Genomic DNA, 13742 nt, shown 5'->3' with positions numbered 1-13742 from the left:
AAGCCTGCGGGCCTTTTATTCATTGATTTGGTGAATTCACTTTTACAGGTGGCAGGTATAGAATTTATAAATAAGGAGAGAGATGAAGGAGTTTTTACGATTATATTTGGACGCATACCGTGGATTGTCTACACCGGCCTGGATGCTGGCTCTGGTGATGTTGATCAATAGGAGTGGTGCCATGGTGATCCCTTTTCTGGGGATTTACATGATCAACCATTTGAGTTTTTCTTTAGAGGATACAGGGATGGTATTGAGTTGTTTTGGGGTGGGGGCAGTAGCAGGTTCTTTTGCTGGTGGCTGGTTAACCGATAAAGTGGGGCATTTCAAAGTGCAGCTTTTTAGCTTAATCTGTACGGTGCCAATGTTTTTCCTTCTTCCAGAACTGAATACAGTGCTAAAATTGGCGGTGGGTGTATTTATATTGAGTGTGATTTCTGAAACTTTCAGACCTGCAAACTCGGTTTCTATTGCCTACTATTCAAAACCTGATAACATTATCCGCTCTTTTTCTTTGAACCGCATGGCGATGAACCTCGGTTTTTCCATCGGACCTGCCTTGGGTGGTTTCCTTGCGGCCATCTCTTACACGTTTTTATTCTATGGTAATGCAATCGCAGCATTTTGTTCGGCGGTTCTATTTTTCATTTATTTCAGAAATAGAAAGGGAAATGAGAAGGTTAAGGAAGAAGTTGTAGCCTCGGAAAAGACTGAAAGAACAGTTCCAACTGGAAAATCTCCTTATAAGGACTTGCTGTTTATGTTGTTCAGTTTGTTGTGCAGCATTTTTACCATTTGCTTTCTTCAATTGCTAAGTACCTTGCCTTTATATTACAGAGAGGTGTACCAAATGACTGAGGCCAATATTGGGGTGATCCTGGCCTTTAGCGGGATTGTCGTTTTTCTTTTGGAAATGCTACTGGTCCATATTGCGGAGAAACGTTTATCGCCAAGAGATATCATGGTAATGGGGACTTTATTATGTGGTTTTTCTTTCCTGATTTTAAATCTTGCCCATGGTACCTGGGTACTCTATATGGCGATGTTTGTCCTTTGTCTGGCGGAAATTCTGGCTATGCCATTTATGGCAACCGTTACACTACAAAGATCTACTATCCAAACCCGGGGAGCCTATATGGGTGTTAATGCACTTTGTACTTCTGCCGCTCATGTGTTTTCGCCCTTTCTTGGAACGCGTGTAGCTGCAGTTTATGGCTTCAATGTGCTATGGTGGGGGACGGCAATTGTACTGTTGCTAACCGCTATCGGCTTTTTCTTTGTCATGAAAAGAATGAAATTAAACACTATTAACTAAATATCTTTTGAAAAATTCCCTTTTGTGGATGCGTAGGAATACGCTCCTGATGCTGCTTACGATTTGTTTTTTTAGCGCCTCCGGGCAAAATGTTCGTGTAGGTTCCTGGAACCTTAAAGATTTTGGCCAGTCCAAAACTGATGAAAGTATTCAATTTATAGCCAATGTAGTCAAGCGTTTTGATGTGATTGCCATTCAGGAAGTAGTGGCTGGTTATGGCGGACCAAAGGCAGTGATCAGGCTTGCCGAAGCCTTAAACAAAACAGGTGAACAATGGGAATATACGTTTAGTCATGGCACTTCAAGTGATCGATATAGCAAAGAACGCTATGCTTTTATGTGGAAGAGTAAAAAGATTAAAATCATAGGAGAGCCATGGTTGGAGAAGAAATACCAGTTGGAGGTAGAACGTGAGCCTTATTTTGGTAAGTTTCAACTCGGAAAGAAAACTTTTACCTTAGTTTCCTTTCATGCAAAGCCAAAAGCAAAACAACCGGAAACAGAGATTAAGTATCTGAAATTTATGCCGGATTTACACCCAAAAGAAACTTTGATTTTTTGTGGAGACTTTAACCTCCCTCAGTCTCATTCTGTGTTTAATCCATTAAGAAACATGGGTTATGTTTCGGCCATGATGAATCAGAAGACCTCGCTTAAACAAAAGGTTGTAAAGGGAGAGTCATTGGCTTCAGAGTACGATAATTTCTTTTACCATGGTGATCAGCTGAAGGTGATCAGTACAGGAATTGTTCCTTTTTATACGCAGTTTGATGAATTAAAGGAGGCGCGAAAGATCTCAGATCATGTTCCGATCTACCTGGAATTCTCTTTAAATTAGGCATAAAAAAAAACCGTTCTTTAATAGAACGGTTTTTTTTATAAAGATCTTTTGATCAGATCGGAATAAATTCTAATTTAATATTTCTGCCAGTTTTTGAGTCTGATGATCAGCCAGTTTTTTTAATGGTCCGGCAGCAAGCATTTTCATCATCATGTTCAGGTCTGCTGAGATAATCAATGTAGCAGTAGTTCCGCCATTACCATTGTCTGCTACAGTCCATTTCAATTCTAAATCAAAAGGAGGTTTTTCCGTTGGGATAGCCGTTAATTCCTGGTTTTCTACGCGACTGGAAATTTTGATCGCCAATTTAGCCATGTTTTGGATGGTGAAGCTGGCTTCATCAGTTGTGGACGACCAATTGTAGATGTTTTCCGGCATCAATTGCTGATGATTGTTCATATCAGCTAAAAATGCATAGACACTTGCTACAGGCTGGTTGATGTCAGTAGTACTCTCAATAACTGTCATTATGATTCTAGGTTAGTTGTTCTAATTCTTTTCCCCATTCTGATGGGTTTCTGCGCCATTTAGTCAATAGATCTACATCATTTTGAGCAATGAAGCTATGTTCAGCAGCATATTCAATTAATGTATTGTAATTAGAAAGGGTGGCGAAACGACATTTAGCCGCTTTAAAGTTTTCTTCAGCCTGGTCAAAACCATAGGTAAAGATAGACACTAAACCAGCTACAGATAATCCTGCATTTCTCAATGCTTCTACTGCCTGTAAGCTGCTTTTACCTGTAGAGATCAAATCTTCTACTACAACTACGCGTTGTCCTTCAACTATTTCTCCTTCAATCAGACTTCCAGTGCCGTGTTCTTTTGCTTTTGCTCTTACATAAGCGAAAGGTAAACCCAACTCCTGGGCAACCAATACACCCTGAGGAATACCAGCAGTTGCTACACCAGCAATAAGGTCTACAGAACCAAATTCTTCCTGGATCAATTGCGTCAGTTTTTGTCTGATGTATGTTCTTACTGAGGGATGGGAAAGTGTAACTCTATTATCGCAATAAATAGGAGATTTCCAACCTGAAGCCCATGTAAATGGGTTATTCGGTTGTAACTTTATTGCTTTTATTTGTAATAAAAATTCAGCTACCTTTAATTCAATATCACTTTTATTATACATGCTCCAAAATTACAGAATTCCTTACATTTGTCCTAGCACTACTTTAAATAATGTTTTTTAGTAGGCTGTAGAAAATTGTAGAAATTCAATTGTTAAACTGTTTAAAATATGTCTCAAATATCGTTAATTAAAGTGGGCGACCAAAGTTATTTTTCTCCACCGATTGAAGGTCAGTATTTTAGAGAATTAGCAGTACTAAAAAAGCCAAATCCAACAGGAAAAAATAAAAATCCCGACTGGTATATATATTACAGTATATGGGATTTTATTAAGGGTGAATGGGTTCCGCAAAAATTTTATTCCAATTTTACCAAACAAGAATTTCTAATTCAAAAATCCAAACAAAAGGATTTGTATGCAAGCATCGAATTAGATGAGGCAAATAATGACTTAAAAAACAATATCAATCCTAGGACTGGAAAACCAATTGCACCATTTGATGGTAGAAGTTATGCAGAAGCTTTGGAAGATTCAAAAGATGAATCTCCAATCCCAAGATTGGAAGAGGCAATAAGCATTTTTTTAAAGGTGAAAAGTGGTAAGGTTGGGGATAAGGCAGGAGCAGAGAATAAAGAAAATACTACAATCACCTATACTTCATTTTTTAATAGATTTTTGGTCTGGTGTAAAAATGAAAAAATTGATGGGCTTAGACTGGATAAATTTCAGAGGCATCAAGTTCATTCCTTCCTAGAGTCCTTTTACCTAAAAGGCACGTGGGTAGCGGTCACTTACAACAATAACTTAGGATTTATAAAAAGCTTTTTCAACCACTTTGCTAAGATATATGATTATAAAAATGTTGTAGAAAATCTAGAAGATAAGGAGATAACAGAGGAAAGTGATAGGTTTAATCCTTTTACAGTAGCTCAATTAAAGGAGGTTTTTAATTTTATTGATAGTAGCCATACTATTGTGTATCCCCATTACAACAGGATAATGCCACCTGATAATCAGCTAGGTTTGATTTGCAGAACAATATTCTATACTTTTTTAAGACCTAGTGAAATAGCTAGGGTTAAAATTAAACACATTAAGCGCTATAAAGAAGGTTTCTTTGATTTGGCTATTGATATCACAAAAAACAAAAAGGCGGTTTTTAATGAGTTATATATTGAGCCTTGTTTAGTTGAAATGTATAGCAAGCTTGGGTGGGAGAGGTATTTTAATGATAAAAAGTATGAAAACTACTATGTGTTCACCAGTGACTTAGTACCTTCTTTAAAGAAAGTAACTAAGGATGCTTTTTCCCGTAAATTTTCAACTGTAATAAATAAGCTCAGTTATGGTTCTGAATTAGTTGGTAAAGAGGTAGTGAAAACACTTAAACCTGAATGGGATGATAATTTTTCACTATACAGTCTAAAGCATACAGGTAATATTATTGCATTTAAGGCAGGCTTTACCCTTACTCAACTGCAATTGCAGAATAGGCATAGCTCTGTACAGCAGACTGAAAATTACCTGAGAAAGTTAAAGCAGGAGATTAATGAAGAACCAAGACCATTAAGACCGGCCTTTTAATATTTTCCGTGCTCTTATAGATTCCCTTATCTGTTCTTCCGTTTCTTTCTCTTTTACTTTTGAATATTTATGTTTAAGAGCCTTATTAATTGGCTTTAAATCACCAATAAGGGTTTTGATTTCTTTCAATGATGATTCATCTAATCTAACCGTTTTATTTTTTTGTTGAATTATAATTAAATCTAATTGTGCTTGCATTTTGTACATCATATCCATCAACAGTTTATTCTGCTGTATTAAATCTGATATAATGGTTTCTGTCTGCACATACCCAAAAATACTTCAACAAAAAAATAAAACAAGTAGATTCATAAAAAAAAGCACCATCAAATTAATGTGGTGCTAATGTTTACTTCTTTGTAGGGATTTCAACTTTTATTGTTAGCGCTGACTGAGGTTTACCGTTCGGGTCTATTTCCCTTGTAGTAACAACTCTCAATTTTTTTTTCTCTTCCTTCTTTTGTTTCCTTGGTAATGACATATTTTTTATTTAAGTATTTATATTAGGTTAATCTGGTTTTGTTTCGCCTTTCAGAATCCTGTCGAAATTTGCTTTAATAGCTTCTGATACTTCAGGAGATACTAATTTATGCATCTCATTCAAAATACAATCACCAAAAAGTTTGTGTAATTTATTTATCCATGTAATAAACTCATTAGAATCATCTATGCCTGTAAATTTCGCATTATATAAATCCTTCTGGTAATGGAAGGTAGCATTTCTAAATAACCGTAGTTGGTCAACAAATACTTTATTCTCTAATAATTTATCAATTTCCTCATTTTTTATTTTTAAATCAGTATAACCCTCAATTACTATGAAAATTGAGCTGTACCAATAACTTCTGTAATAACCAAAACTATCTAGATTTAGTAAATGGTATTTTGAGAAACTACTTTCTTCTAAGCCAATTATTGCACTCATCTCCGAACCTCTGGTTATACTTTCTTGTACACTTTTTCTGAAATTATCACGACTAAAATTGCAATGTATCCAATATTTATGTAGTGAAATTAATTTTAGTAACATATATTTTTAATATTAATTTCTATAAAAATACTTAAAATATTTTATTTTTTTCTGATATATAATTTATTTATAACTCTGAATTAACCATTTTAAACCATTCTAATAGCCTTAGGGATTTTATTGAAATGTTTATAGGAAGCATCAATCTTTTGGGCAGATAGTGTAGGATACGCAAACTGTATACCCTTGGGGGTTGGACGGAACTGGGGGAAAATATCATCATCCGTTGAGGATGGTAAAGGAAAGAAACAAAGTAAAAGAATTAAAATTCTTAGTTGATAGGTAACTAAGAAAAGAAAGTAAAAATAGAATAAATCTATTTATTGATATAAAGAGAAATAAGACCTTTAATTATCTTAATGGATATTAATAGTAGTAACTATATAGTTGATAGCTTATGTAAGCTTATTTCAACCAAAATAAGAATTTAATCTATTGATGTAAAGAAAAGATAACATCAACTAAATCTAAATTTATTTTTAATTCTGTAGTTTCAATTTATAAAATTTAAAAATCTGCTTTATTTGATTATTATCTATTTCCTTATTTCTCTATCTATCTATTTCCTTATTATATTATTATACTATTAATCTATTATGGTTAACAGTTGAGGATACAGTTCAGGATACAGTTGAGGATACAGTTCAGGATACAGTTGAGGATACAGTTCAGGATACAGTTCAGGATACAGTTGAGGATACAGTTCTATCAACTATTTTCGATGAGAAATAAAAAAATAAAATATATTTTCAAAAACTTGTGTTTTTTTGTAACTGCGATATATTTACATTAAATGAAGATTGATTTTTCATTTAACATTTTCAATGTTTGTGTAGTAAATTTAAAAGAGCAGGGGGTAATTGCCCTGCTCGTTAGTATCACAACTTGAAAACTACTAATACAATTTATACACACTTTTAAAATGCCAATTAATGAAAATGAAGAACAATATTTTATTGTTAACACTCCAAAAAATCTAAACTTAGATTTACTTTTTCCAACTTTCAATAAAAATATTGAAAAGGTTTATTGGTTAATTAATCAAATTAATCATTTCTCATCAACTGAATCAGTTGGTTATACGATAAATATAAAAAACCATAACTGGTTATTTTCAAGTGCTAATATTTCAGGTAAAATAATTTCAACTTTAGTTGAAAACAAAATCATCTATCAAAGTAAAAAGTATGTTGTGGGTAAAAATGGAAAAGCTTATAAGATGGTACAACCATTTAAAGCTGATAATACATCTAACCAGATTTTTTATAAAAAAAATGACTCATCAATTCCAAAATTTCTACAGCGTTTCTTAGCTGATGATTTTACAGTTCAAAATGCTGTCAGCACCAAATATAAAGATACTGTATCTACGATATCAACACAACAAGGTGTTATCAAATCAGAAGTTGAAGAACTAAAAAATGAAATTAAAAAGCTTAAAGAAAGAAATAAAATGCTAGAAAAAGAATTACAAGATAGAATAGATATAGCTAATGCTAAAGTTCATCAAAATAGAATAAATAATGCCTTAGGGGTAATGAAACTTGAATCTGATGTAATTACCTCACCAGTTGAAGTTAATCCTTTAGAGGTCGTTAAATTAACCTTCACTGATGAGTCATTAGTTACTTTAGAAAACTGTGATGATGTTTTTGATTTTGAAGAAGAAGTGGTACCTGAAACTATCAATGAAGAATTTAATATTGAAGGACTATCAATTAATGATATGTATTATATTTTAGAAGAATGTGGGTATGAGTGTAATTCTGTTGAATATAATGTATCCTACACCTTTGATATTTTTAAAATTTATAAAATTCAAAATGTTATCAAAATTGAAGGTGATGTAAATTTAGTTGAAAGGTTAATTAAAGAAAATGCTGAAGCATTTATAAAAAGAAAAAACGTAGCGTAATAAATGAAAACAAAAATTAAAATAAACACAGAATTCCTTTTTAAGGTTAATGCTGAAATGAATGATATCATTACTTCAATGACTGAAGACCATCATATACTTCCAGTAGTAATTTGGAGTGAATTAGGAGCTATTAATGAAAAGCTAACGTTTGAAAGATATTTAAATCAAAAAATGAATATTTTAAAAGATATAAATCAGAATATGAATATCTTAATTCATGATGAATACTTGAATTATTTAAATATAAATTGGAATATTTTAATTAAAGCATAGAATTTAAAGGGTCGTACTATTTGTATGACCTTATTAAATTACACACCGAGAAGGTCGGTAATCGGTACATCTAGTACCTTAGCAATTTTCACAGCTAAACTAATTGTAGTATTGATTTTACCTCTTTCAATCTTACTGATGGTGGTGTACTCAACGTTACATTGGTAAGCGAGTTCAACCATAGTCAACCCATTCAATGTACGATGGTTACGTACATTCTCGCCAAATATCTTCACTAATTCCTCATCCCGTGGGTTCATATTTCAAATATCTTCCAAATACGGTAAACCGTATATGGTTCTTGGGCTATAATTTTATCTTTGAAAAGTTGCTTTTGTATAGTCCATGGACTATATTTGTTTAACTTTAATGAGCTGGTATTTAGGTGGAAAGCTTTAAATACACTTTAAATAGGCTTAAAAGCTGGCGTTTTCTTGGCTTCAACATATTTATATTGAAAATGACAAGAAAACAGACAAGCACAATAGCGAATGCACTAGTGAAGATTTTTGATGAAATAATGAGAACAGAAAGTATAGATTTTGAAAAATATAATTTCAAATTTTTACCGGAACCTATTACCTCGGATGAATATGATATTATGCCTTTAGAGACTATACAGGAGTATTTGTATTTAGTAACTAAATATATGTTATCATATTCACTAAAGTATGAAGTATACGAAGTGTGTACACGATTGGAAAAGTATAAAACAAAACTAAAAGAATATGAAAATTAAATTAATTGCTCTTATGCTGTTTTTTGGGACAGCATTTACCTCATGCAAAAAGGATAACCAAAATATTGATGATAAATATACTATCACATCAACATATAATAATAAGATGTTGGTGGTCAATATTAAGTCTGATATCAATGCAGACATACCAGCTGATAACTTTAATACTAAAGCCTTATTTCATTCATCAAATGAAGTATACTATATATATGGTGAAAATGCTTTAGGAGTCATTCATAATGATGGTAATAAGGATATAACTTATAATATTAAAATTAGTGATGTATATGCAGGTGCTACCATTCTCCAACGCTTCACTAAAGCTAATGGTACTAAGGTTGATATTCAATATAATTTAACACCTGAAGTAACCATGCAAAAATTATAATTAATGTTACCATTTTTAAATAGAAATTATTACTACAGTCAGACCGAAGTTGTAAAGCTTTTTAAGGTCAGTATTAACCGATTTAAGCAACTTATAATTGAGAATAATATAAGTGTTGTTAGTCATGAATTAATGATGGGTACGCTATTAAAGCCATATACAGTTACCACGATATACATACTTAAAGATGATGTAACCAAAATGAATTTAGAACCACGAAAAAATTAACCTTAAACCAAAATAACTATGAACATTTTTAGAGGACTGATTGCAATTGTGCTACTTTTTGTAGCATATAATATGTTTACTTCTGATGGTAAGTCGGACAACATACAACAAGACTTTTGTAAAGACAGAAAGTGTATAGTATGTGATGCCTATATAGGATGCTATGGGTATGACTGGAGCCCTGAAGCAGGTGTAGTGATAGGTTCAGATAATTCACTACGGAAATGTAGGAGCTGTGCAGAGTTAAGAAAATAAAAAACATCTTTTTAAATATTATAAACCACCCCTTATCAGGGTGGTTTTTTTATGTCTAAAAATTAATACAACTCATTTACAGTGGTTTATAAAATATATTAAAATAAATCTGGCGTTTGCTTTCTTCGGTAATATTTATAGAAAAGCAATAAAGTAAATGAGTTTTCAACAAGATTTAAAAACTGCACAAGCAGTAGAAAGTGAAGTACAAAATAAATATATCCTTAGTGGATATACGGCATCAACAACAGCATCATTAGGGCAATTTAGCGCTTATGACTTAGTTATTTCTTCAGGTGGTACACAATGTTACACACTGGAAGTAAAATATGATAATAAAGCACCGGATACGCAAAATGTAGCCATTGAAATTGAAAAGGTAAATCCTTTAGGAGGGTTTTTACCTTCAGGGTTAAGTATAACTGAAGCTGACTATCAGGTGTATAAAATTGATGGAGTTTTTTACATCATTCCAACGGAAAATTTAAAGAATATCTTAAAAGACTTGAATAGAGAAAAAGTGCTAATTATTGTGTTAGGAGGCGATAATAAAAAAAGTAGACTGGCTTTAATGAGCTTTTACACTTTTAAAAAAGAATGTGAAATATTATAAGTGGATAACGAGGAAAGAAAACAACAAATAATTACTGACCTTTTCAATAAAGAAACAATACAAAAGGTAACAGAGGCTACAATGATAAGATGCGGATTAAACCTAGAAACTGACTTGAAAGCTGACATTGTAGCAGAGACATTCTACCAATTATCTAAGATGAAAGCGGAAAAATTAATTGAGATAGCAGAGACATCAAATAACTATTTAGAAAGATATAGTATCAACATCTCCAAAAACGTAGGTATTCGAAGAAGTAAAATAAAACTTGATAAAGAAGGGAATGAAAAGATAACAGTTAGTCGGCAAAAGATGGTTGAATATTTAGGTTTTGCATCTTCTCTGAATTCAATTGATGTCATTGACGCTTTAGAGACTTTTGATGATGGATTTAAATTAGATGAAATATCAACTAATTATATTTTGGAAGAAAAGGAAGATGATAATAGTTATCAACTTTTATTTGAAAAAATTAGAAATAGTCTGAATAATGATGAAATGGAACGGCTGGAGTTACTATTAAATAAAAAGCATAAAAAATCAAACATTGAAAAGGCTTTTTATAACTACATAGTGGAGAAAGTAAAAATAACAAATGAAGGTAAATTACCTGAATTAGAACAAAAAATATATAGTGCCACCTTAGAAGTAATAGAAGCATTATACAAAATAATAAATAAGAAGTAAATGGAAGAAAAAGAGTTAAAAGAGATTGTAATTAATCTTAAAAAAACACTTTATGGTGTTGTAAATAATGTACAAAGTAAAGTGTCAGCTGATGAAGTTCAGCAAATAAAAACTATCATGGAAGGTAGAATGGTGTTAGGTCACATTCCTTACTCAAATCTAAACTTTTCCTGTGCCGACTGCATCCGAGATATGATTTATCAAATCATCAGTTGGTTTGAATCACCATCATTTAAACTACCAGCAGAAGTGACAGAAGAAGAAGTTAAAGTTGAAAACAAAGTAAGCTTAACCCCAAAAAAGAAAGGAAAAAATAAATAGAATGGAAAGAATAAATAATACATATCAAAATACATTAATTGGGGCTTATGAATTAATAAATAAAGCTAAATCTTTAGCTAAAGAAAACCCTGAGTTTAGTGAGGAACTTGAAAATTGTGTTAACAATCTCCTATATAATGTATCTCCATATGAGGCGTTAGAGAACAAAATATCATCATTTAATATGATATTAAAAGTAAGAGAAGAGATGGCTCTTATTCAAGCAGAATTAAATAGAAATACATAAGAATGAAACATATAAAAATAAATACCCCATTGCAAGCTGTAGCAGGATTTAGTACAGCGGAAGCAGTTATTATCATTACAGGATACCAGTTGAACTTAAATAAATACTTTGGTAGTTCTGCAATGCCTAATTCAACAAATAAATCATTGACTATTCAATATAGTACATACAAATCTTATACAGATTATAATGCAACGGAACAACCAATGCAGTTAAAATCAAGTCTACCATATTATAATGAGCAGGTAGCTGAAAGTAAAAACTCATACACAATTGATGAGCTTTATACGTTGTTAAATACAAAGTTAACAGCATCTGATTATGATGTTGAATTAAATGACGGAGAGGCTGTATAATGGAAGAAAAAGAGTTAACAACAGAACAAGCGCTTCAGGTGCTTTATAACGTTACAGGTCAGGTAAAGATGAATAGAGAAGAGCATAAGTTAATGGAAAAAGCATTTCACGTTATTGTACCAATTGTTATACCACAACAACCTGAGGTATAATATTAAATGAACCATATATAACTTTAATAACACCATTAAGGATTGGTGTATAAATTATAATCCTTGAATTATTCATTTATTAGTAAAAAAGAATACCATTAAAGTTGGTTTAGCCCTGTCATGGATGTGATAGGGTTTTTTACGGCTTGGTTTTTAACGCCCTTAGTTGTAATAAATTAGTGAGTTCTGTCTAATACTGTAATTGAAAATAAAGAATTCGGGGCAATGGTAACTTCAAAAATATACTTTTCTTCAAAATATGATTTGACTATGTGTCCTTTTGTATCTACCTCAGACTTAAAAAGTGTCAATTTACGAGCTAATAACGCTTTATTCAGTAAATCGTATTCGGGTTTATCACAAATAAAATAAACTTCATTGGGCAAGTCCTTATATCGTTTAATAATTAACGAATTATCAGTGTCTCTAAATATTAATAGTACTAAACTATCATTTTTTTTTGATTCTTTTAATTCCCATCCATTTTTAGATATTACTTCTTCAGTTATATCTGCCAATGGGGTATTAACATATTTTATTAATGTGTTTAGCGAAGTAGTTTGTGCTTTGACACTAAACATTAACATTATACATACTATAGTAGTCCCTAATTTTTTCATTGTTGGATAGCGTTTTAGATATTCAAATATAGGGAAACTCTGTTTATGTTTTTACTTATAGCGCTTTTTGCTTTTTTTATGTGTACTACCATCAGCTTTCGATATTTCAATACTTTCTTCTTCTAATAAATTATTAGTTTCACGTTTGTTACGGCTAATTAGTGCCACTCCAATTAGCCCTATAGCTGATATTATTGCGATTAAAATTCCTTCGGTCATAGCTTTTATATTTAGTGTTTGTTTGGTTATGCAAGGATATAATTCTTATGTTCCTTACTATCAGTTTTAAATTTCTTTTACTATCAGGTATCCAATTTGAAATTGATACGACAATTCTCTATAATTTGACTACTAAGCAGGTACTGTAAATCTAAAGCATAATACTTTAAATGAACAACTATTTTCATACAATAATTAAGTTATTAGTAACTATTGTAATTATAGATATTTAAATGTGTTACTGTTGTAAAATGTTATATTGTTATAATACATTTAAACATTTATATATGTATACATTATTATAGTAGTATAATAATAAACTCATTATATTCTCTGTAGGGTGTTTAATGTCCCATAATTGTTGGTTTGGATATATTTAAATTTGAAGTTTACTGTTAGTTCTTTACCTAATATTATCTTATAAATTAGGAAAGCTGGTGCTAATAGGTCACCAATAATTTGTGCAATTTTGAAGTAAGTCATATTTATTTACGTTTAATTTTATATTCTGATTTTCTATTTTTTATTTCTTCTTCTACTAATCGTAACCCTATTAGGTTCAGAAGTGAGGCCTTTACTATAGCAGTAAGTTTTTTTACTTCTCTTTCTTCACCTAAAATCACTAAGTATTTAATTATAGCTTCAATACCAGCTTTACCTAAATTTTGGATGGCAAATATTATTTTTTCATCATCCGACTTCATTTTTTTAAACTGGTGAATACCTATAGTACCTTCATTTGCAATTTTATCTATTTCTGCTAATGTTTTAGGTTCAAGCTCTTCAATAGCTTTATCCAACTTTTTTAAATCCTGTAGCAAGGATGTTCTTAATTCTTTTAGAGTGATTAAAACAGATACATTCGATTTCATGGTGTAAAT

Annotated in this window: 20 protein-coding genes; 12 read left to right on the top strand and 8 right to left on the bottom strand. The window is 31.5% G+C overall.

Annotated elements, in window-relative coordinates; all coding sequences use genetic code 11:
- The first annotated feature begins 82 nt into the window (after positions 1–82).
- Positions 83–1315 (top strand): MFS transporter, encoded by a 1233-nt coding sequence (locus R2S10_RS15855; protein ID WP_316841400.1) that lies wholly within the window; start codon positions 83–85, stop codon positions 1313–1315.
- A gap of 7 nt (positions 1316–1322) precedes the next feature.
- Positions 1323–2153, top strand: a complete 831-nt coding sequence (locus R2S10_RS15850; protein ID WP_316841399.1) for an endonuclease/exonuclease/phosphatase family protein — start codon at positions 1323–1325, stop codon at positions 2151–2153.
- A 72-nt stretch (positions 2154–2225) separates the two neighbouring features.
- Here R2S10_RS15850 and R2S10_RS15845 read toward each other — a convergent pair whose 3' ends face one another.
- Positions 2226–2624, bottom strand: coding sequence for an SRPBCC family protein (locus R2S10_RS15845; protein WP_316841398.1), 399 nt, complete (start codon positions 2622–2624; stop codon positions 2226–2228).
- A 7-nt stretch (positions 2625–2631) separates the two neighbouring features.
- Positions 2632–3291 carry an orotate phosphoribosyltransferase gene (pyrE, locus tag R2S10_RS15840; protein ID WP_202986142.1) on the bottom strand — a complete coding sequence of 220 codons (660 nt, stop codon included), beginning with the start codon at positions 3289–3291 and terminating at the stop codon, positions 2632–2634.
- A gap of 108 nt (positions 3292–3399) precedes the next feature.
- On the opposite strand from pyrE, the gene R2S10_RS15835 reads away from it, so the two are divergent.
- Entirely contained in the window at positions 3400–4815 is a 1416-nt protein-coding gene (locus tag R2S10_RS15835) for a tyrosine-type recombinase/integrase (protein ID WP_316841397.1), read from the top strand.
- On the opposite strand, the gene R2S10_RS15830 is transcribed toward R2S10_RS15835, so the two are convergent.
- Entirely contained in the window at positions 4798–5025 is a 228-nt protein-coding gene (locus tag R2S10_RS15830) for a hypothetical protein (RefSeq protein ID WP_316841396.1), read from the bottom strand. The genes R2S10_RS15835 and R2S10_RS15830 overlap by 18 nt on opposite strands.
- 298 nt (positions 5026–5323) lie before the next feature.
- Positions 5324–5740 carry a hypothetical protein gene (locus tag R2S10_RS15825; protein WP_316841395.1) on the bottom strand — a complete coding sequence of 139 codons (417 nt, stop codon included), beginning with the start codon at positions 5738–5740 and terminating at the stop codon, positions 5324–5326.
- 1027 nt (positions 5741–6767) lie between these two features.
- On the opposite strand from R2S10_RS15825, the gene R2S10_RS15820 reads away from it, so the two are divergent.
- The gene (locus tag R2S10_RS15820; protein WP_316841394.1) at positions 6768–7760 is read left to right on the top strand and encodes a hypothetical protein; all 993 of its coding nucleotides are present in this window, start codon (positions 6768–6770) and stop codon (positions 7758–7760) included.
- Positions 7761–7763: 3 nt separating this feature from the next.
- Entirely contained in the window at positions 7764–8036 is a 273-nt protein-coding gene (locus R2S10_RS15815) for a hypothetical protein (protein ID WP_316841393.1), read from the top strand.
- A 38-nt stretch (positions 8037–8074) separates the two neighbouring features.
- Here the strand turns inward: R2S10_RS15815 and R2S10_RS24725 are convergent, their stop codons facing one another.
- Entirely contained in the window at positions 8075–8296 is a 222-nt protein-coding gene (locus R2S10_RS24725) for a helix-turn-helix domain-containing protein (protein ID WP_410478985.1), read from the bottom strand.
- Positions 8297–8764: 468 nt separating this feature from the next.
- On the opposite strand from R2S10_RS24725, the gene R2S10_RS15810 reads away from it, so the two are divergent.
- From R2S10_RS15810 to R2S10_RS15780, 7 genes are all read left to right on the top strand, one after another.
- Positions 8765–9163, top strand: a complete 399-nt coding sequence (locus R2S10_RS15810) for a hypothetical protein (protein ID WP_316841392.1) — start codon at positions 8765–8767, stop codon at positions 9161–9163.
- Between the two features lie 640 nt (positions 9164–9803).
- Positions 9804–10259, top strand: coding sequence for a hypothetical protein (locus R2S10_RS15805; protein WP_316841391.1), 456 nt, complete (start codon positions 9804–9806; stop codon positions 10257–10259).
- Positions 10260–10946, top strand: a complete 687-nt coding sequence (locus tag R2S10_RS15800; protein WP_316841390.1) for a hypothetical protein — start codon at positions 10260–10262, stop codon at positions 10944–10946. It abuts the gene before it with no gap.
- Positions 10947–11267: a hypothetical protein gene (locus R2S10_RS15795; protein ID WP_316841389.1), complete on the top strand. Its 321-nt coding sequence runs from the start codon at positions 10947–10949 to the stop codon at positions 11265–11267. It abuts the gene before it with no gap.
- A 1-nt stretch (position 11268) separates the two neighbouring features.
- Positions 11269–11514 (top strand): hypothetical protein, encoded by a 246-nt coding sequence (locus R2S10_RS15790; protein WP_316841388.1) that lies wholly within the window; start codon positions 11269–11271, stop codon positions 11512–11514.
- Between the two features lie 2 nt (positions 11515–11516).
- Entirely contained in the window at positions 11517–11870 is a 354-nt protein-coding gene (locus tag R2S10_RS15785; protein ID WP_316841387.1) for a hypothetical protein, read from the top strand.
- Positions 11870–12022 (top strand): hypothetical protein, encoded by a 153-nt coding sequence (locus R2S10_RS15780; RefSeq protein ID WP_316841386.1) that lies wholly within the window; start codon positions 11870–11872, stop codon positions 12020–12022. The genes R2S10_RS15785 and R2S10_RS15780 overlap by 1 nt, the downstream gene beginning before the upstream one ends.
- A gap of 176 nt (positions 12023–12198) precedes the next feature.
- On the opposite strand, the gene R2S10_RS15775 is transcribed toward R2S10_RS15780, so the two are convergent.
- The 3 genes from R2S10_RS15775 to R2S10_RS15765 all read right to left on the bottom strand — a co-directional run bounded on the left by R2S10_RS15775 (position 12199) and on the right by R2S10_RS15765 (position 13733).
- A complete protein-coding gene (locus tag R2S10_RS15775; protein ID WP_316841385.1) occupies positions 12199–12642 on the bottom strand; it encodes a hypothetical protein in 444 nt (147 codons plus the stop codon).
- Between the two features lie 51 nt (positions 12643–12693).
- A complete protein-coding gene (locus tag R2S10_RS15770; protein ID WP_316841384.1) occupies positions 12694–12861 on the bottom strand; it encodes a hypothetical protein in 168 nt (55 codons plus the stop codon).
- 485 nt (positions 12862–13346) lie between these two features.
- On the bottom strand, positions 13347–13733 hold the full coding sequence (locus R2S10_RS15765; RefSeq protein ID WP_316841383.1) for a hypothetical protein: 387 nt from the start codon (positions 13731–13733) through the stop codon (positions 13347–13349).
- Positions 13734–13742: the final 9 nt, after the last annotated feature.

This window comes from Pedobacter gandavensis, from assembly GCF_032678745.1.
Lineage (GTDB): Bacteria > Bacteroidota > Bacteroidia > Sphingobacteriales > Sphingobacteriaceae > Pedobacter > Pedobacter gandavensis_C.
This window is presented reverse-complemented; position numbering and strand designations above follow the sequence as displayed.